Source organism: Agrobacterium sp. NPDC089420 (assembly GCF_044900305.1).
Lineage (GTDB): Bacteria > Pseudomonadota > Alphaproteobacteria > Rhizobiales > Rhizobiaceae > Agrobacterium.
The window spans coordinates 17,813-37,392 of sequence record NZ_JBJDMY010000008.1 but is presented as its reverse complement, the minus strand read 5'-3'; the positions used below and the strand labels follow the sequence as shown (position 1 = coordinate 37,392).

Annotated in this window: 18 protein-coding genes; 9 read left to right on the top strand and 9 right to left on the bottom strand. The window is 60.6% G+C overall.

Going from position 1 to position 19,580, the window contains the following annotated elements:
- Positions 1 to 75: 75 nt before the first annotated feature.
- The 8 genes from ACI2KA_RS14245 to ACI2KA_RS14210 form a co-directional block, all read right to left on the bottom strand.
- A complete protein-coding gene (locus tag ACI2KA_RS14245; protein WP_404503074.1) occupies positions 76 to 771 on the bottom strand; it encodes a GntR family transcriptional regulator in 696 nt (231 codons plus the stop codon).
- 156 nt (positions 772 to 927) lie between these two features.
- Positions 928 to 1,812: a formyltetrahydrofolate deformylase gene (gene purU / locus ACI2KA_RS14240; RefSeq protein WP_404503072.1), complete on the bottom strand. Its 885-nt coding sequence runs from the start codon at positions 1,810 to 1,812 to the stop codon at positions 928 to 930.
- Positions 1,813 to 1,901: 89 nt separating this feature from the next.
- Positions 1,902 to 3,209 (bottom strand): type III glutamate--ammonia ligase, encoded by a 1,308-nt coding sequence (gene glnT / locus ACI2KA_RS14235; RefSeq protein ID WP_404503070.1) that lies wholly within the window; start codon positions 3,207 to 3,209, stop codon positions 1,902 to 1,904.
- 84 nt (positions 3,210 to 3,293) lie between these two features.
- Positions 3,294 to 4,622 carry an FMN-binding glutamate synthase family protein gene (locus ACI2KA_RS14230; RefSeq protein ID WP_010973662.1) on the bottom strand — a complete coding sequence of 443 codons (1,329 nt, stop codon included), beginning with the start codon at positions 4,620 to 4,622 and terminating at the stop codon, positions 3,294 to 3,296.
- Between the two features lie 16 nt (positions 4,623 to 4,638).
- On the bottom strand, positions 4,639 to 5,325 hold the full coding sequence (locus tag ACI2KA_RS14225; protein WP_404503068.1) for a protein GlxC: 687 nt from the start codon (positions 5,323 to 5,325) through the stop codon (positions 4,639 to 4,641).
- A 37-nt stretch (positions 5,326 to 5,362) separates the two neighbouring features.
- Positions 5,363 to 6,268 (bottom strand): glutamine amidotransferase family protein, encoded by a 906-nt coding sequence (locus ACI2KA_RS14220; RefSeq protein ID WP_404503066.1) that lies wholly within the window; start codon positions 6,266 to 6,268, stop codon positions 5,363 to 5,365.
- A gap of 96 nt (positions 6,269 to 6,364) precedes the next feature.
- Positions 6,365 to 7,042 (bottom strand): helix-turn-helix domain-containing protein, encoded by a 678-nt coding sequence (locus tag ACI2KA_RS14215; protein ID WP_404503064.1) that lies wholly within the window; start codon positions 7,040 to 7,042, stop codon positions 6,365 to 6,367.
- Positions 7,043 to 7,076: 34 nt separating this feature from the next.
- Entirely contained in the window at positions 7,077 to 8,051 is a 975-nt protein-coding gene (locus ACI2KA_RS14210; RefSeq protein ID WP_404503062.1) for a GlxA family transcriptional regulator, read from the bottom strand.
- A gap of 90 nt (positions 8,052 to 8,141) precedes the next feature.
- Between ACI2KA_RS14210 and ACI2KA_RS14205 the strand changes: the two genes are divergently transcribed.
- From ACI2KA_RS14205 to soxG, 4 genes are all read left to right on the top strand, one after another.
- Positions 8,142 to 9,392 carry a sarcosine oxidase subunit beta family protein gene (locus ACI2KA_RS14205; RefSeq protein WP_404503060.1) on the top strand — a complete coding sequence of 417 codons (1,251 nt, stop codon included), beginning with the start codon at positions 8,142 to 8,144 and terminating at the stop codon, positions 9,390 to 9,392.
- A gap of 78 nt (positions 9,393 to 9,470) precedes the next feature.
- On the top strand, positions 9,471 to 9,746 hold the full coding sequence (locus ACI2KA_RS14200; protein WP_404503058.1) for a sarcosine oxidase subunit delta: 276 nt from the start codon (positions 9,471 to 9,473) through the stop codon (positions 9,744 to 9,746).
- Positions 9,743 to 12,706, top strand: a complete 2,964-nt coding sequence (locus ACI2KA_RS14195; RefSeq protein ID WP_404503057.1) for a sarcosine oxidase subunit alpha — start codon at positions 9,743 to 9,745, stop codon at positions 12,704 to 12,706. Before ACI2KA_RS14200 ends, ACI2KA_RS14195 begins: the two co-directional genes overlap by 4 nt.
- On the top strand, positions 12,699 to 13,247 hold the full coding sequence (soxG, locus tag ACI2KA_RS14190) for a sarcosine oxidase subunit gamma family protein (RefSeq protein WP_404503055.1): 549 nt from the start codon (positions 12,699 to 12,701) through the stop codon (positions 13,245 to 13,247). The genes ACI2KA_RS14195 and soxG overlap by 8 nt, the downstream gene beginning before the upstream one ends.
- 30 nt (positions 13,248 to 13,277) lie before the next feature.
- Here the strand turns inward: soxG and ACI2KA_RS14185 are convergent, their stop codons facing one another.
- On the bottom strand, positions 13,278 to 14,318 hold the full coding sequence (locus ACI2KA_RS14185; RefSeq protein WP_404503053.1) for a LacI family DNA-binding transcriptional regulator: 1,041 nt from the start codon (positions 14,316 to 14,318) through the stop codon (positions 13,278 to 13,280).
- 148 nt (positions 14,319 to 14,466) lie between these two features.
- Here ACI2KA_RS14185 and ACI2KA_RS14180 point away from each other — a divergent pair, with 148 nt between their 5' ends.
- From ACI2KA_RS14180 to ACI2KA_RS14160, 5 genes are all read left to right on the top strand, one after another.
- The gene (locus ACI2KA_RS14180; RefSeq protein ID WP_404503051.1) at positions 14,467 to 15,432 is read left to right on the top strand and encodes a sugar ABC transporter substrate-binding protein; all 966 of its coding nucleotides are present in this window, start codon (positions 14,467 to 14,469) and stop codon (positions 15,430 to 15,432) included.
- Between the two features lie 97 nt (positions 15,433 to 15,529).
- On the top strand, positions 15,530 to 16,534 hold the full coding sequence (locus ACI2KA_RS14175; protein WP_404503049.1) for an ABC transporter permease: 1,005 nt from the start codon (positions 15,530 to 15,532) through the stop codon (positions 16,532 to 16,534).
- A gap of 9 nt (positions 16,535 to 16,543) precedes the next feature.
- Positions 16,544 to 17,365: an ATP-binding cassette domain-containing protein gene (locus ACI2KA_RS14170; RefSeq protein ID WP_404503047.1), complete on the top strand. Its 822-nt coding sequence runs from the start codon at positions 16,544 to 16,546 to the stop codon at positions 17,363 to 17,365.
- Positions 17,366 to 17,388: 23 nt separating this feature from the next.
- Positions 17,389 to 18,291, top strand: a complete 903-nt coding sequence (locus ACI2KA_RS14165; RefSeq protein ID WP_404503045.1) for a sugar phosphate isomerase/epimerase family protein — start codon at positions 17,389 to 17,391, stop codon at positions 18,289 to 18,291.
- Between the two features lie 82 nt (positions 18,292 to 18,373).
- Entirely contained in the window at positions 18,374 to 19,546 is a 1,173-nt protein-coding gene (locus ACI2KA_RS14160) for a Gfo/Idh/MocA family protein (RefSeq protein ID WP_404503043.1), read from the top strand.
- Positions 19,547 to 19,580: the final 34 nt, after the last annotated feature.

Genomic DNA, 19,580 nt, shown 5'->3' with positions numbered 1-19,580 from the left:
AAATAAAGAAAATCGCATCCGTGCGGCTCCCGGCGGGGAGCCACAAGGATGGATAGATTTCAGCCGAAAAATCCGTCAATCGGCGGTTTTTTGCGCCGTCAGGACGGCTTCGGCAATGGCGCAGGCGCTCGTCACATGATCGAGCGCGGCTTTGTAGGCGGCGTCGCCGTCACCCTTTCGGATGGCCTCGACGATCTTTTCCATCTGTGCGGGACCATCGGTATCGCGGCTTTTCGTCTTGATGGTCATGGAGCGGAGATGATTGATGCGCACCGTCAGCAGATTGACGACACCCCAGGCGACATGGCGATCTATCTTGCTGAACAATGTCTGGTAAAAGGACGAGGTATGCGCCAATACGCCCGGCATGTCCTTGGCGGCATAACTTTCGCGGATATGCTGGAGTGAAACCTCAAGGGCCTCGACGATGGCCGGATCGCGGCGCTCGGCGCAGAGCCGCGCCGCCATTCCCTCCAGCGCGCCGCGGATCTCATAGATCTGCTTGGCCTCGTCGAGATCGAGCATCGCGACCATCGGTCCCTTATTGGGCAGGTTCGCCACCAGTCCCTCGGATTCCAGATGCCGCAGGACTTCACGCACGATGGTGCGGGAAACACCGAGCTGGGCGCAAAGATCGCGCTCCACCAGACGGTCTCCCGGACGGAAATAACCATTCACGATGGCATCCCGCACCTTGTCGAGTGCAAGCTCCCTCAGCGTCTTCGTCGGACGTTCAACACGAATGGCAGTTCCCTGCAAAGCACCGGTCATGGTATCACCTCGTCTGGCACATCCCGCCGGCGCTCGCCGCACGCCAAAGCAGGTTCTGGCTCTTGATATTATGGCGTACCAAGTTATTTAGCCGCGCATCAGGGTTCTGGCAACAGCCGCCGCGCGGACGGACAGCCTGCCGCAACACGAAAGGCGTCATCCCATCCTTTCAGACGCATAGGAACCGGGACTGGGCGGGAACACCACGGTACGACTGCCATTCAAAAACACGCGCCGGTGGATATGGGCGTGGATGGCACGCGCCAGCACCTGCGCCTCCACGTCACGACCGAGCGAGACATAATCCTCCGCGCTCTGGGCATGGGTGATGCGGACAATATCCTGTTCGATGATCGGGCCTTCGTCGAGATCGGCCGTCACATAATGCGCTGTCGCGCCGATCAGCTTCACGCCGCGCTGATAGGCCTGCTTGTAGGGGTTGGCGCCCTTGAAGCTCGGCAGGAAGGAGTGGTGGATATTGATGATCTTTCCCGACATCGCCTCGCACATCCTGTCGGAAAGCACCTGCATGTAGCGCGCCAGCACGACGAGTTCCGTGCCGGTGTTTTCAGCGATCTCCATGATCCGGGCTTCGGCCTGCGGTTTGTTCTCCTTCGTCACCGGAATGTGGTGGAAGGGAATATCATGATTGACGACGACCTTCTGGTAGTCGAAATGGTTGGAAACCACGCCGACAATGTCGATTGGCAGCGCACCGATGCGCCAACGGTAAAGCAGGTCATTGAGGCAATGGCCGAAACGCGAGACCATCAGCAGAACCTTCATCCGCTCCGACTGGTCGTGCAGCGCCACTTCCATGCCGAATTTTTCCGAAATCGGTGTCAGCCCCGCCATCAGCACATCACGTGTCGCGCCCTCCTCGGAAATGAAACCCACGCGCATGAAAAAGCGACCGGTGCCGAGATCGTCGAACTGCGAACTGTCGACAATATTGCAGCCCTTCTCGGCCAGAAAGCCTGAAAGAGCAGCGACGATGCCACGGGTGGACTTGCATGTTACGGTCAGGACGAAGTTCGTCATCTGGCGATCTCTCTGTCATCAATATGGGAAAAACCCGCGCGGTTTGACGCGCGCGGGAAAAGCCGCAAGGGCGGCGGGGAAAACCGGGCTCAGACGTCGAGCGTGGTCTGGTGCTCCCAAGCGGTGAATTGTGCGCAGTAGCTGTTCCACTCGCCCTGCTTGAGCTTCAGATAGGCTTTCGAAAATTCCACGCCGAGCGCCTGCTGCAACTCCGTATCCTTCTCATATTCGCGCAGCGCATCGAGAAGATTGAGCGGCAGCTTCGGCGCATCCGTGACCGTGTGACCCTCGCGATACATGTCGATATCGTGGTGCGGGCCGGGATCGGCCTGGGAGCGGATGCCGGAGAGGCCGGCGGCGATGATGATGGCCTGCAGCAGATAGGGGTTCACGGCTCCATCCGGCAGGCGCAGTTCAAACCGCCCCGGCCCCGGCACACGCACCATATGGGTGCGGTTATTACCCGTCCAGGTCACCGTATTCGGCGCCCAGGTCGCGCCTGAAATGGTGCGCGGCGCGTTGATGCGCTTGTAGGAATTGACCGTGGGATTGGTGACCGCGGCAAGAGCGGACGCATGTTTCATGATGCCGCCGAGAAAGGTCTTGCCCTTGGCCGACAGACCGAACGGCATCGCCTTGTCGGCGAAGGCATTGACCTTGCCGTCGAGGTCCCAGACCGAGATATGGGCATGGCAGCCATTGCCGGTCAGCCCCTTGAACGGCTTCGGCATGAAGGTGGCGCGCAGCCCGTGCTTTTCGGCAACGGACTTGACCATGAACTTGAAGAAGGAATGTTTGTCTGCGGTCTGCAGCGCATCGTCATACTCCCAGTTCATCTCGAACTGGCCATTCGCGTCCTCATGGTCGTTCTGGTAGGGCTTCCAGCCCAGTTCCAGCATGTAATTGCAAATCTCGGCGATCACATCGTAACGGCGCATCACCGCCTGCTGGTCGTAGCAGGGTTTTTCCGCCGTGTCGTATTCGTCGGAGATTTTCGCGCCATCCGGCGAAATCAGGAAAAATTCCGGCTCCACGCCGGTCTTGACCCTGAGCCCCTCGCTTGCCGCTTCCGCGATGAGTTTTTTCAGAACCACGCGTGGCGCCTGTTCCACCGGCTGGTCTTCCATCACGCAATCGGCAGCAACCCAGGCGACATCCTTTTTCCACGGAAGCTGGATGACCGAGGATGGGTCCGGCACGGCGAAAAGATCGGGATGGGCCGGCGTCAGATCGAACCAGGTGGCGAAACCGGCAAAACCCGCGCCATCCTTCTGCATATCCGCGATCGCTTCCGCCGGCACCAGCTTGGCGCGCTGGCCGCCGAAGAGATCGGTGTAGCTGATCATGAAATATTTGATGCCCTTTTCGGCAGCAAATTTGGAGAGGTCCAGTGTCACGTCATTCCCCTTTTTTTGGTATCAGACACTTCATTGAAAAAAGACGGGCACATCCTCCCAAATGCGCCCGTCCGTTCTTATGGCTTAAAAGCTGCCTTTCCCCGGGAACCAGTTCGTTCCCGCGAGCGGAACCTGCGCCATGGCAGCCGCCTCCATGGTCAGCGCCACCAGATCTTCCGGCTCCAGATTGTGGAGATGGTTCTTGCCGCAGGCGCGCGCGATGGTCTGCGCTTCGAGCGTCATGACCTTCAGGTAATTGGCAAGGCGGCGACCGGCAGCGACGGGATCGAGACGGGCCGCCAGTTCCGGGTCTTGCGTGGTGATGCCGGCGGGGTCTTTGCCCTCGTGCCAGTCATCATAAGCGCCGGCCGTGGTGCCGAGTTTCTGATATTCCTCTTCCCAATGCGGATCATTGTCGCCCAGCGCCACCAGCGCCGCCGTGCCTATGGCGACCGCATCGGCCCCGAGCGCCAGCGCCTTGGCGACATCAGCACCCGACCGAATGCCACCGGAGACGATGAGCTGCACCTTGCGGTGCATGCCGAGGTCCTGCAGCGCCTGAACGGCGGGGCGAATGCAGGCGAGCGTGGGCATGCCGACATTTTCGATGAAGACATCCTGCGTGGCGGCCGTTCCGCCCTGCATGCCGTCCAGCACCACCACATCGGCACCGGCCTTTACCGCGAGCGCCGTGTCGTAATAGGGCCGCGCACCGCCGACCTTGATGTAGATCGGCTTTTCCCAGTCGGTGATTTCGCGCAGTTCGAGGATCTTGATTTCGAGATCGTCCGGCCCGGTCCAGTCAGGATGGCGGCAGGCAGAGCGCTGGTCGATGCCCTTCGGCAGGTTGCGCATATTGGCGACGCGATCGGAAATCTTCTGGCCGAGCAACATGCCGCCGCCGCCCGGTTTTGCGCCCTGGCCGACGACGACCTCGATGGCGTCCGCACGGCGCAGGTCCTTCGGGTTCATGCCGTAACGCGAGGGCAGATATTGATAGACCAGCGTCTGGCTGTGACCGCGCTCCTCATCCGTCATGCCGCCGTCGCCCGTCGTGGTGGAGGTGCCGGCGATGGTCGCACCGCGGCCGAGCGCTTCCTTGGCATTGCCCGAGAGAGCGCCGAAGCTCATGCCGGCAATGGTGATCGGCGTTTTCAGCGTGATCGGCTTCTTGGCGAAACGGGTGCCGAGCGTCACGGTCGTATCGCATTTCTCACGATAACCCTCGAGCGGATAACGCGAGATGGAAGCGCCGAGAAATAGCAGGTCGTCGAAATGCGGCACCTTGCGCTTGGTGCCCGCACCGCGAATGTCATAAATACCGGTCGCCGCCGCACGACGGATTTCCGCCAGCGTATGGTCGTCAAAGGTTGCGGATTTGCGCGGCGGGGTGAAGGGGTTGTGATAGCTCATCGGAATATCCCTCGCCTCAATACGCGTCGGCGTTGTCGATGTTGAAATTGTAGAGCGTGCGGGCCGAGCCGTAGCGCTTGAACTCACCGGGGCTGACATTCGTGACGCCGGCCTTTTCGAGGAGTTCTGCAAGCTTTTCGAGATGCTCGGGCCGCATTTCCTTCTCGATGCAATCGGCACCCAGGCTCTTCACCGAACCGCGCACGAAAAGCTTCGCCTCATAAAGGCTGTCACCCAGCGCATCGCCCGCATCGCCGCAGACGACGAGATGGCCGGACTGGCCCATGAAGGCGGACATATGGCCGATATTGCCCTTCACGACGATATCGATGCCCTTCATGGAAATGCCGCAGCGGGAAGCGGCATTACCTTTGATGACCAGAAGCCCGCCGCGACCGGTGGCCCCGGCATATTGGGAAGCGTCACCCTCGATGACGACGGTGCCGGACATCATGTTTTCAGCGACACCCGGCCCGGCCGAACCGTGCACGGTAACGGTGCCGCCATCATTCATGCCGGCGCAATAATAACCGACCGAACCGTGCACATCGACGGTGACGGGGCTGTCGATGCCGACCGCGACGGCATGGTGACCGCGCGGATTGACGACTTCGAATTCGGTATCGTTTGTGCCCGAGGAAAGGCCGTGAAGCGCCTTGTTGAGTTCACGCAAGGGCGTGTGGGAGAGATCGAAAACTGGCATGGATTATGACTTTCAAAACAGGCGCCGATGACGGGTCTCAGGCGGCCTTTTCATGGTCCCAGAAATAGACGGTCGCCGGTTCCGGCTCCCAGACGCGGGCGTTTTCAATGCCGGGCAGGTTGACGAGCGCGCGATATTCCGAGCCGAAAGCGACATATTGGTCGGTCTCGGCCATCACTGCCGGCTTGCAGGCGATGGGATCACGCACCACGCCGAAACCGGATTTGGTGCCGACGACGAAGGTGAAGAAACCGTCGAGATCGTCGAGCGCGCCGGTGAGCGCCTCGCCCAGATCCTTACCCTTGGCCATTTCCGCCGTGAGATAGGCGGCAGCGACCTCCGAGTCGTTCTGGGTCTCGAACGTCATGCCTTCGCGCACCAGTTCGCGGCGCAGATTATTGTGGTTGGAAAGCGAACCGTTATGCACCAGGCATTGGTCGGCGCCGGTGGAGAAGGGATGCGCGCCAAGCGTCGTCACTGCCGATTCCGTCGCCATGCGGGTGTGGCCGATGCCATGGGTGCCGGCCATGGAGCGCACGTCGAAACGGGTGACCACGTCCTTTGGCAAGCCGGTTTCCTTATAGATTTCCACACTGTCGCCGGAACCCATCACCCGCACATTCGGGCGGATTGCGGCAAGAACCGGACGGATACCATCCAGCTTCCCGGCGGGAATATCGAGAACCGCATGGGTGCTTTTTACCGTGACCGAGGCGTCAACGCCGTTTTCCTTCAGCGCCTCGGCGAGACCGGAAAAATCAGCGGCGGGATCGGCCGACTGGATCGTCACTTTCGCACGGCCATTGGCAGCGCTTCCATAGATCGCAATGCCGGCCGAATCCGGCCCGCGATCGGTCATGGTGACCAGCATGTCCGAAAGCAGCTGGCCCAGCTGCGGTTCAAGGCTTTTGTCTTTCAGGAATAGTCCAACAATGCCGCACATCGACAGGCACCTCCATTCGTTTCTGAATGAAGGGCTAACATATGGAATTCCATTCCGTCAACTATCAGGAATATTTTTTTCTTCTAAGGCAAATTCTCAGTCATTGGTCATTCGCCTTTGCGGATAGGAGATGATCGACAGATACCGCGCCGGAAGCTTCACCAGCTCTTCCGGCCCGTGCGGCGCATCGGCGTCGAAAAACAGGCTGTCGCCGGCCTGCATGGTGAAAAGCTGCTCGCCATGGCGATAGACCACCTCGCCTTCCAGCATGTAGAGAAACTCCATGCCCTCATGCTGGAAGGTCGGGAACACATCCGAATCCGTGGTGAGCGTGATGAGATAGGGCTCGACGGTGACGCCGCTGGTATTGTTGTCGATGTGGCCAAGCAGGCTGTATTGATGGCCGGCGCGGGTGCCTCGGCGTTCAATATTCACGCCCTGCCCCGCCTTGACGAAGGTGGCGCTGCGCGGCTCCTCGAAACCGCGGAAGAAGGCCGTAATCGGCACGCCGAGCGCCTTGGAGAGCGTCTGCAGCGTGGTAAGCGACGGCGAGATGTTGCCGTTCTCGATCTTGGACAGCATGCCCACGGAAACGCCGGTGGCAGATGCAAGATCCGTGACGGTGATGCCGAGCTTCTTGCGATAGGCGCGCACCTCGTGGCCGATCGCCATTTCCAGATTGTTGACCCTCGGCTCGCGAACGGCATGCGGATCCTGCGACGGAAACGCAGCTTCGGTCTTGGTGGTTTCCTTGGCCATGGTGTCCTCCGGCATTATCGTATTTTCCCTTCCTTACAGGAAAACTATTTTAATTCGGAGGAAATCTTTGCCGCAGGGCATTTGGTGTTTGACCGAAGCGGGCCTTGAAGCATCCCGAAAAATGGCCTGCACTGGAAAAGCCGGTGGCGAAGGCCACTTCCGCAATGGAGAGCGGGCTTTGCTCCAGCAATCGCCGGGCGTGGTCGAGGCGGATCGCGCGGTATGTCTCCAGAAAACTCGACTTCAGATGGGTGGCAAAAAGCCGGTCGAGGTGGCGCGCGCTTGTGCCCGCCAGCCTCGCCATGGTCTGCCGGTCGAGCGGGCTTTCAATCGTTGTTTCCATCTTTTCCAGCACGGTCAGCAAGGCCGGATGGTGGGTGCCGTGACGCTCCGCCGAGGAGCCGCGCTGCGGCGCACCGGGTTCGGCGACCGCCGTGTGCAGATACCAGTCGCTGACACGCCTTGCGAAATGCGCGCCCATTCTCTGCGAAATCATCGCATGCATCATGTCGAGGGGCGCAACGCCGCCAGCGCAGGTGATGCGGTCTCCATCGAAAACAAACCGCGCCTGTCGGGGTGTGAGATGGCCGAAGGTCTCTTTCAGCACCGGCGCATGTTCCCAATGAATGGTGAAATCGCGGTTATCCAGCAATCCCGCCGCTGCCAGCACATAAGCGCCGCTGGAAATGCCCCCGATCCTGACACCCTGCCGCGCCAGCCGCCGCAACGTCCCGTAAGAATTTTCCGCAACGGCCCAGTCCTGCGGCCCGCCGCCTGCACAGACGAAAATCGTGTGGCATCGCTCGCCTGCGCCGGCGAGTGCCTCGCAGCCGACAATGATGCCGGAAGAACTTCTGACGGCCTCGCCATCAAAAGACAGGGGAACTACATCGTAAAGATCGGTTCCAGCGATGAGGTTGGCGGCGCGCAACGGCTCCGCCGCCGAGGCATAGGACATCAGCGCAAAATTCGGAACCAGGACGAAACCAATGCACTGGACATTTTTCTGTTCGATGGCGGCCATGTCTCTTTTTTAAATCATAATGTCTCTTATCCGCAATATACTTCTGAACAGCATCGCTAAGCTTGCTTGATATCGTTCGAGGTACGCCAGATGCGCTATTCTGCTTTTTCGATTTTAAAGAACGGCCTTTTCGGCAACAAGAGTTGGAAACCCGCATGGCGGGACGTGTCACCCAAACCGCATTACGACGTCATCATCGTTGGCGGCGGCGGGCACGGGCTGGCGACCGCTTATTATCTCGCCAAGGAATTCGGCATCACCAATGTCGCGGTGCTGGAGAAAAACTATATCGGCTCCGGTAATGTCGGCCGCAACACCACGATCATCCGCTCCAATTATCTGCTGCCGGGCAACAATCCCTTCTACGAACTGTCGATGAAGCTGTGGGAGGGGCTGGAACAGGATTTCAACTTCAACGCCATGGTTTCCCAGCGCGGCGTGCTGAACCTCTATCATTCGGATGCACAGCGCGACGCCTATACAAGGCGTGGCAACGCCATGCGGCTGCATGGTGTCGATGCCGAGTTGCTGGACCGCGCCTCGGTAAAGGCGATGTTGCCGTTTCTCGATTTCGACAATGCCCGTTTTCCCATTCAGGGCGGCCTGCTGCAAAGGCGCGGCGGCACCGTCCGTCACGATGCCGTAGCCTGGGGTTATGCGCGCGGCGCAGATAGCCGGGGCGTCGACATCATCCAGGGCTGTGAAGTGACGGGCATTCGCCGCGAAAACGGCGCGGTCGTGGGCGTCGAAACGAGCCGCGGCTTCATCGGTTGCGGCAAGCTGGCTTTGGCGGCGGCGGGCAATTCTTCGCAGGTGGCGGCCATGGCCGGGCTGAAGCTGCCGATCGAAAGCCATGTGCTGCAGGCTTTTGTGTCAGAGGGTCTGAAACCCTTTATCGATGGCGTCGTCACCTTCGGGGCGGGCCATTTTTACGTCTCGCAATCGGACAAGGGCGGCCTCGTTTTCGGCGGCGATATGGACGGCTACAATTCCTATGCCCAACGCGGCAATCTGGCGACGGTCGAGCATGTGGCGGAAGCCGGCAAGGCGATGATACCGGCGCTTTCCCGCGTCCGGGTCCTGCGCTCCTGGGGCGGCATCATGGATATGTCGATGGACGGTTCGCCGATCATCGATCAAACGCCGATCGACAATCTCTATCTCAATGCCGGCTGGTGTTACGGCGGCTTCAAGGCGACGCCCGCCTCCGGTTTCTGCTTCGCCCATCTTCTGGCGCGCGGCACGCCGCAGGAAACGGCAACGGCCTTCCGGCTGGACCGCTTCCGGCGCGGTTATCTCATCGATGAAAAGGGCCAGGGCGCACAGCCCAACCTTCACTAAATCTGTAGCGGGATTTCAGGCGAAATCCGTTCCTAGTTTTCGCCATCCCCGCTCTCTGGCGGATCAAGGACATTCGAAATGGCAAGTCTCGTGCCCTGCCCGCATTGCGGGCCAAGACCCAAGGAAGAATTCACCATCAAGGGTGAAGCCCTTCAAAGGCCCGCTGCCGATGCCGGGACGGAGGAATGGTTCGATTACGTCTATCTGCGCAACAACCCGCGCGGCATTTACGAGGAATATTGGCACCATACCTCCGGATGCCGCCGCTGGCTGGTCGTGACGCGCGATACCGTCACCCACGAGATATCCGCCTGCCGCGATGCGGCCGACAAAACGAAAGTGACAAGCGCATGAGCTCCCACCGCCTGAAGACCGGCGGTCTGATCGACCGCTCCAAACCGCTTTCCTTCACCTTCGACGGCAAACCGATGTCAGGCTTTGCGGGTGACAGCCTCGCCTCCGCACTGCTCGCCAATGGCCAGCAACTCGTCGGCCGCAGTTTCAAATATCACCGCCCGCGCGGCATATTGACGGCGGGCGCCGCCGAGCCGAATGCCCTGATGACCATAGGCCGTGGCGGCCGCACGGAGCCGAATACACGCGCCACAATGCAAGAGCTTTATGCCGGGCTGGAAGCGAGAAGCCAGAACCGCTGGCCTTCGCTCGATTTCGATATCGGCGCCTTGACCGGCCTTCTTTCGCCGTTCCTCGGCGCAGGTTTCTACTACAAGACCTTCATGTGGCCCGCCGCCTTCTGGGAAAAAATCTACGAGCCCTTCATCCGCAAAGCCGCCGGTCTCGGCAAGGCGAGCTACGAGGCGGACCCGGATGCCTATGACAAATGCTGGGCGCATTGCGACCTGCTGGTGATCGGCGCCGGCGCGGCGGGCCTTTCCGCGGCCCTTGCCGCCGGCCGTGCCGGCGCGCGCGTCATCATTGTCGATGAGCATTCCCTGGCAGGCGGCGGACTTCTTTCCGAGACCGCAGCCATCGGCGGCAAAAGCGCTCCGGATTTCGCGGCGCAATGCGTCGCCGAACTCGAAACCCTGCCGAATGTGACGGTGCTGACGCGGACCACGGCCTTCGGCTGGTACGACGGCAATGTCTTCGGCGCGCTGGAGCTTGTGCAGAAACACCTGGCTAACCCCAAAGCCCACGTGCCCGTGGAGCGCCTTTGGCGCATCGTGGCCAAGCGGGCGCTGCTTGCCAGCGGCGCGGAAGAACGGCCGCGGGTCTTCGGCGGCAATGATATTCCCGGCGTGATGATGGCGGGCGCCATGCGCAGCTATCTCAACCGTCATGCCGTAAGCCCCGGCACTGCGACGGCGGTCTTCACCACCAATGACAGTGGTTATGCGCTGGCCCGCGATCTGGAGGCCCAGGGTGTCACTCTTGCCGCCATCATCGACAGCCGCGAGCAGGGTAACCCGGACTACGAAGGCAAGGCGCGCGTTATCAAAGGGGGCGTCGTCTCGAATGCAAAGGGCGGCAAGGCGCTGTCCGCCATCGAGATTTATGCCAATGGCCGCACGCAGAACCTCAATGTCGATGCATTGGCCATCTCGGGCGGCTTCAGCCCCGTCATCCATCTTGCCTGCCATCGCGGCGGCAAACCGGCCTGGTCGGAAGACGATGCTGCCTTCCTAGCGCCTGCCAATCTCAAGGGGCTCGAGCTCGCCGGCGCGGTCGCCGCGATAAACGGTATCGCCGCCTGCCTTGAAGAGGGTGCACGAAAGGGTGCAGCGCTGGCGCAGGATCTCGGTTTTGCAGCGACCACACCGACATTCGGCGTCGTGGAAAACGATATCGTGGCTCGGCCCGCAAAGGCGCTCTGGTCCATCCCCGGCATCAAGGCAAAAGCCTTTGTCGATTACCAGAACGACGTTCATCGCAAGGATCTCGGCCTCGCCGTCAGCGAAGGTTACGGCCATGTCGAACTGGCCAAGCGTTATACGACGAACGGTATGGCGACCGACCAGGGCAAACTTTCCAATATCAATGCCATCGGCCTGTTGGCGGAAGCGCGCGGCGTTTCCCCGGCGCAGGTCGGCACCACCACCTTCCGCCCGTTTTATACGCCCGTCTCCTTCGGCGCGTTGACGGGAGCCTATCACGGCCATCATTTCCAGCCGGTGCGCAAATCGCCGCTGCATGGTTGGGCAGAGAAGAATGGCGCAGTCTTCGTTGAAACCGGTCTCTGGTACCGTTCCTCCTGGTTTCCCCGCAAAGGTGAAAGCGGCTGGCGGGAAAGTGTCGACCGCGAGGTTCTGAACGTCCGCAAGAATGCCGGGCTCTGCGATGTCTCGATGCTCGGCAAGATCGAAATTTGCGGCAAAGACGCCGCCGAGTTCCTCAACCGGGTCTATTGCAACGCCTTCCTGAAACTGCCGGTCGGCAAGGCGCGTTATGGCCTGATGCTGCGCGAAGACGGCATGATCTATGATGACGGCACCACCAGCCGGCTGGAGGAGGACCGCTTTTTCATGACCACCACCACGGCCTATGCCGCGGGCGTCATGAACCATCTGGAATTCTGCGCCCAGGCGCTCTGGCCGGACCTCGACGTAAGGCTCGCCTCCGTCACCGACCAGTGGGCGCAGATGGCGATTGCCGGACCGAAGGCGCGCACCATCCTCCAGAGGATCGTCGATGAAGATATGTCCAATGAAGCCTTCCCCTTCCTTGCCGCCAGGGAAGTCTCGCTATTTGGCGGGCAATTGCACGGACGATTGTTCCGGATTTCCTTCTCCGGCGAACTGGCCTACGAACTCGCCGTCCCGGCCGGTTACGGCGAAAGCGTCGCCGATGCACTGATGGAAGCCGGCAAGCCCGACGGGATCATGCCCTATGGCGTCGAGGCGCTGGGCGTGCTGCGCATCGAAAAGGGCCATGTCACCCACAACGAAATCAACGGCACAGTGGTGCCAGCCGATCTTGGCTTCGGCAAAATGGTCTCCACCGCCAAGGCCGATTTCATCGGCCGGCGGATGCTGGAGCGAGAGGGACTTTCCGCAGCCGATCGTCCAAGCCTTGTCGGCGTCGTACCGCTTGATACAAACCAGTCTTTCCGCACCGGTTCGCATATTCTCGAAAGGCATGCGGCGGCAACGCTGGAGAACGATCAGGGTTATGTGACCTCAAGCGCGTTTTCACCGCATGTCGGCTCCACCATCGGTCTCGCCCTCGTCAAGAACGGCCGTGAACGGCATGGCGAGGAAGTCGTGGTCTGGAACGGTCTGCGCAATGAGTTCACCGCCGCCCGCCTGTGCCACCCGGTTTTCTTCGACCCTGAAAACGAGAAGCTCCATGTCTGATTTCAAGCCTGATTTCAAATCTGGTTTCCGGCCGGCCCTCCGCCCGGTTCTGGGCAAAAAGGGAGCGATTGCTTCCACCGCCATCAAGCTCTCCCCCCTGCCGGAGGGTACGATCATTCATGTGCTCGCCGCCCCCGACACATCGGACATGGAGACCCGTCTCGGCAGCCTCGCAAAAGGCGACGTGCGTGTGGTTTCTCCCGGCCAATGGTTCATCGTCGGCGAACAACCGCTGTCTCCCCCGGATATGAAGGCGCTTCTTGCAGCACTCGAGCCGCAGGCGACGGGTGTGGACCAGAGTCAGGGGCGTGTGCGCATCCGCATCGAAGGCAGAATGGCCGAACGGGTGCTGGCAAAAGGAACGGCGGTCGATCTTTCGCCTAGAGCCTTTCCGGTCGGACACTCGGCCACCACGCTTATCGGCCACATCGCCGCCCACATCACCCGGCTCGACGGGCAGGCCTTCGAGATCATCGTGCTGCGCGGCTTCGCCGAGAGCCTTTGGGACGATCTTGCCCGGATGGGCCTGGAATTCCAGTGACGCGGTCAATTCTGCAAATGCGGATGTGCCCTAGGTCCAGATGCTTTCCGGCGTCAATATCTCGAACGGAACGATCCGCTGCTCAACAGACGAGGAATCGCCGTTTTCGATACGCCGCACCATCACGTCGATCAGTTGCTGCGGCATCCTGTCGAGCGGGAGCGGAAGCGCAGCGGTGATCAGACCCTCGTTCAGGCCCTTGCGCGTTTCCGGGCCGATATCGTTACAGACGATCTTGATGCCGCGCTGCTGTTCGGCAGGCAATTCGCGCAGGGCACGCAAAACCCCGGAAATACCGCCGCCATTCACGTAGAAACCCTTGAGCGACGGTTCGGCGGCAACCATGTCCCGAACGATGACATAGGCGTTTTCCGGCTCTTCAAGCGTCAGAAGCGTTTCTCCAACCTGAAGTTCCGGGGTGTTTTCGCGGATATACGAGCGGAAACTCGCCTCGGAAACGTCCTGTGTCTGATAACGGTTGCTGCCGATCAGCGGCACGACCATCCCCTCGCCCTTCACCGTCTGGCTGAGGAACCAAGCGGCTGTCCGACCACGTTTCCAGCTGTCGGTCCCGACAAAGCCAGCGCGGCTTGCCGCCGACAGATCGGACACGTAAGTGACCACGGGAACCCCTTGCCCCCGCAATTCGTCGATCGCCTGGCTGACCAGCGGATGATCGGCCGTCACCACCGCGATTGCGCTGCAGAATTGCCCCATCTTCAGGAGATTGGCGGAAACGGCCTCCGGTGAAAGATCGTCCTCGAACACCACCTCCGGATCGATGACACTGTCCGGCCGCTGGCGTGCGGCAGCAACGATCCCCTCCGCCCATAACCGGTAAAGCGGCCGGTGGGATTGCTGCAGCAGGAAACCGAGCCTGTAGTGGGGCATGGCCTCACGACGGCGGTCCTTGATGGTGCCGAGACCATAAAAACCGATCTCTTCCGCAGCCTTGAGAATCTGGTCGATCGTATCCTGACGCACGGCGGTCGAACCGTGCAGCAACCGGTTGACCGTGGAGATGCTGACACCGGCTGCCTTGGCGAGATCGGTAATGGTCGGTCGGTTCATGACACCTCACAATCGTATCATTCATGAATGACATGGAATGATACGAAATACAACATTAAATGAAATATAAATTCCATTCTCACGAAAATGAAAGATATAAATCATCCTGTCATTTTGGCCCATCGGGAGAATGGGCAGGGAGGAAACGATGGCATATTTCAAGAAATTTCTCATCGCGGGTGTTGCATCGCTGGTGATGGCGTCCGGCGCATCTGCGGCCAATATTGCCGTCGTCGGCGGCAAGAACGACGATGCGTTCTGGAACCTCATCAAAAAGGGTCTGGATGACGCACGCCTCGTGGTCGAGGCGAATGGCGGCAAGGTCAATTATCTGCGCCTGCAAACCTATGACAATTTTGCGCCCGATGTGGTGCAGCTGATCCAGACCGCCATTAGCCAGAAGGTCGACGGTCTTGTCATCCCGAACTGGGTGCCGGAAGGTGAGGATCCGGCGATCCGGGAGGCCGTCAAGGCTGGCATCAAGGTCATTCTCATGAATGCCGGAGGCCATGACAAGGCCAAGGAACTCGGTGCGATCAATTATGTCGGCTCCGACGAATATCTGGCCGGCGTCGGCGGCGGCGAATATTTCGCCAAACAGGGCAGGAAGAACGTCATCTGCGTCAACACCGTTCCGGGCGCCGCCAATCTCGAAGCGCGGTGCAAGGGCGTCATCGACGGCATCACCAAGGCCGGTGGCGTCGGCAAGCAATTGCCGCTTCCCGCCACCAGTTTCGGCGACGCTACCGCGGTCGCCGAAGCGATCAAGGCCACGCTGCTTCAGGACAGCAAGATTGACGGCGTCCTCACCATCTCTGCAGGCGACGCGGATTCAGCCGCGATCGGCGTCATGCAGGCCGGCAAAACCGAAACGGCTCTGCTCGGCACGTTCGACCTCAACCAATCCGGCCTCGACCGTATCAAGGACGGGACACAGGGTTTTGCAATCGACCAGCAACCCTATCTGCAATCGCTGCTGGCGGTGACATTGCTTGCCTCGGCCATCGATTTCGGAACGGATCTGCCGACCGCGCCCATCCTGACCGGACCCAACATCGTCGACAAATCCAACATTGAAGCCACGCTTTCCGGCGTCGCCAAGGGTGCACGCTGAGCAATTGTCCCGCCCGATCCCGACACCCGGCAGGACCGTGGTTCAGGATCGGGCAGACATCGCCTCGAAACCCAGGGTCAGCAGTGGAGTAAACGACGTGAAAAATCTCTCTTTGGGCGACCTTTTGCGCCGCCCGGAATCAGGCGCCTTCCTTGGCCTTGTTTTCGTTCTTGTCTTCTTTGTCGTCTTCGGCAGCATTGAGTTCCTGAAACCGGCGGGGGCCGCAAGCTGGCTGAATGTCGCCGCCAATCTCGGCATCGTCGCCATTCCTGTCGGACTGTTGATGATTGCCGGGGAACTGGACATCTCCATCGGCGCGATGATCCCGGCCGGCGCGCTGACGGTCGCCATCATCTCCGGTTATTACGGCATGCCGATCTGGCTCGGCATCATCGGCGCGCTTGGCCTCGGCGTGCTTGTCGGGCTGATCAACGGCTTTCTGGTCATCAGAACCGTGGTGCCATCCCTCATCGTCACGCTCGGCACGCTCTTTGCGGTGCAGGGTCTGATCCTCGGCTTTTCCGTGCTGCTGACCGGCACGACCAGCGTGGCGCTGAGCCCGGCGCAATCCGGCCCCATCGCCAAATTCCTGTTCGGCCAGTTCATCGGCGGCAGTTTTCAGGTCAGCATCGTCTGGTGGCTGCTGCTGACGGCGATCTATATTTTCTACGTCCATTATTCGCCCTTCGGAAACTGGATCTTCGCCATGGGCGGCGACCGGGTGAGCGCCCGCAATGCCGGCATTCCCACCGACAAGCTGACGGTCACGCTTTTTGTCCTGTCCTCCGTCAGCGCCTCCTTCGTTGGCACCTGTCAGGCGATCCTCTTTAATGTCGCCCAGGTTTCGGCCGGCATGACCTTCATCTTCAACTCCATCATCGCCGTCGTCGTCGGCGGGGTGCTGCTGACCGGCGGTTTCGGTTCGGTGATCGGCATTTTTCTCGGCACCATCACCTTCGCCATCGTCAACCAGGGCATCTATTTCACCGCGTTTGACCGCAACTGGTCGAGCCTCATCATCGGCGTCATGTTGCTGCTCGCGGTGCTGATGAACAACACCTTCCGCGTCATGGCGCTCACCTATTCGCCGAAGAAGAAGTGAGGCAAGACGATGTCGACACCCATTCTCGAACTTAGAAACGTCAACAAATCCTTCGGCCCCATCGATGTTCTGCACGATATCTCGCTGAAGATACGCGCCGGCGAAGTGCTCTGCCTGCTGGGCGACAACGGCGCTGGAAAATCCACGCTGATCAAGACGCTGGCCGGCGTCTACCAGCCCAGTTCTGGCCAAGTGCTGATGGATGGCGAGCCGGTCGATTTCGACGGGCCGCGCGATGCGCAGCGCATGGGCATTTCCACCGTGCACCAGTTTGGCGGCACCTTTCCGTTGATGAGCATCGGCCGCTCCTTCTTCGTCGGCGCTGAACCCACCAAAGGCTTCTGGCCCTTCCGGGTCTACGACCGCAAGACGGCCAATGAAATCGCCGTCAAGGCGGTGCAGGAATTCGGCATCACCCGTATCGATGACGGCGACCGGCTGATCGGCGGGCTCTCCGGCGGCGAGCGGCAATCGCTCGCCATCGCCCGCGCAGTGCATTTCGGCGCACGCGTGCTCATCCTAGACGAGCCGACGGCCGCATTGGGCGTGAAACAGGCGTCGCACGTCCTGCGCATCGTGCTGGAGGCGCGCAAGCGGGGCATCGCGGTGATCTTCATCACCCATCAGGTCACACACGCCATCGCCGTCGGCGACCATTTTGCCGTGCTCATCCGCGGCGCGGTCGCCGCCAATTTCCGCAAGGGCGAAAAATCCCGCGAGGAGATTACCGACCTGATGGCCGGCGGCGAAGCGCTCGCCGATCTCGGTGCCGAGGTGGAAAATTACATGGCCAGCCATGACGGCCATCCGCCGCCGCCGCCATCGAATTAAGACAGAGACAAGGATCAAGACCGATGAAAATCGCCATCGACCCCCACATGCATCGTTTCACCAGCCTCGATGAACTGCCCGCCAAGGTGAAGGAACTCGGCTACGACTGGATCGAACTCAGCCCGCGCGCCGATTTCCTCGAATGGTTCAAGGCGCCGCGCGTCTTTCCCGAGCGCATCCGGTCCTTCAAGAAGGCGCTGAAAGACGCGGACGTCGGCATCGCCGCGCTGCTGCCGATGTATCGCTGGGCCTCCAATGACGAGACCGAGCGGCAGGCGGCGGTAAAACACTGGAAGCGCGCCATCGAGATCGCCATCGAATTGGAGGTCGACACGATGAACTCCGAATTCGGCCGCGGCCCGCATCCCGACAAGGGATCATGTTATTGCTGCCATACCGGCTCGATGATCGAGGCCTGCGAGGATGCCTGGTGGCGCTCCATGGAAGAACTGGTGCCAATCTTCGAGCGTGAAAACATCAACCTGCATGTCGAGCCGCATCCGGAAGACTGGTGCGAGACGCTGCAGCCGGCGCTCGACATCATCCGCACCGTCAATTCCAAGAACGTCAAATTCCTCTATTGCGCGCCGCACACCTTCTATTTCGGTGACGACACCAAGGCGATGCTGCGTGAAGCCAAGGATGTGCTCGCCCATGTGCATGTCGGCGACACCTTCAACCACAAGGCCAGCTCAGGGCTTCGTTATATCCTCAACCCGCCGGGCACGCAGGCGCGGGTGCACCAGCATCTGAATATCGGCCAGGGCGAAGTTCCATGGGACGACTTCTTCGGCACGCTTTCCGAAATCGGTTTCGACGGCATCATGACCTCCTGCGTTTTTGCCTGGGAGGACAGGGCCGATGAATCGAGCCGGTTCATGCGCGCCAAGATGCAGGACTATATCGACCTCTATTTCAAGAAATAACGCGGCAAACCGGCGCTGAGGCCGAGGCGGACCCTGCCTCCGGCCACGGCCATTGGCAACATCAAATGGAAAGACGACCGACATGATCAATGGAGAGAGACTGATTTCACGCCCGCTGCGCTGGGCCATGGTGGGCGGCGGACGCACGGGACAGGTGGGCTACAAACACCGTACCGGCGCCCTGCGCGACGGCAATTACCAACTCGTCGCCGGCGCCTTCGACCTCGACGCCGAAAGAGGCCGCGATTTCGGCGTCAATCTCGGCGTGGCGGCGGAACGCTGCTATCAGGATTACAAGGCGCTGATTGCCGGCGAAACGGCGCGCGAAGACGGTGTGGACGTCGTCTCCATCGCCACCCCCAATTTCACCCATTACGAGATCACCAAGGCCTGCCTTGAGGCCGGGCTGCATGTCATCTGCGAAAAGCCGCTGTTCTTCACCGTGGCCGAATGCGACGAGGTGGCGCGGCTGGCCGAACAGAAGGGGCTGATCGTCGGCGTCACCTATGGCTTTACCGGGCACCCGCTCGTCCACCAGATGGCGGCCATGGTGAAAAAGGGAATGCTGGGCGACATCCGCATCGTCGACCTGCAATATACCCACGGCTTCAACGCCGGTGACGATGTGGGCGCGGGCGAGGCCGTCAAATGGCGCACCAATCCCCGCACCGCCGGCCCTACCTTCGTTTTGGGCGATATCGGCACGCATCTTTATTATCTTTCGGAAGTCGTGCTGCCGCATATGAAGGTGGAACGCCTGCTCTGCGACCGCAAGGCCTTCATCCCCACCCGCGCGCCGCTGGAAGACCACGCCACGGTTCTGATGCATTACGACAACGGCGCGCGCGGCCGCCTCTGGGTCTCCTCCGTCAATGCCGGCAATATGGGCTCGCAGCGTTACCGCTTCGTCGGCTCCAAGGCTTCGCTCGAATGGTCCGATTCCCATCCCGATCAGCTGATATACGAGGTTCAGGGCGAACCCGGTCGCATCCTTCACCACGGCATGCCCTATCTGGAACAGGAAAGCCTCGCCATCGACCGCATGGGCGCACTGCATACCGAAGGTCTCGGCGACAGCTGGTCGAACATCTATCTGTGGATCGCCCAGGCAATCGACGCGGCAAATCGTGGCGACAGGGTCTTTCTGAAGACCCACCACTATCCCGGCATCACGGCCGGTACCGAAGGTGTTCGCTGGCTGGAGAACTGCGTGCGCTCGGCCGATGCAGGCGCCGCTTGGGTCGACTTCGCATAACCGGATTGGGGGCGCGCGCCGGACCACTCTCCCG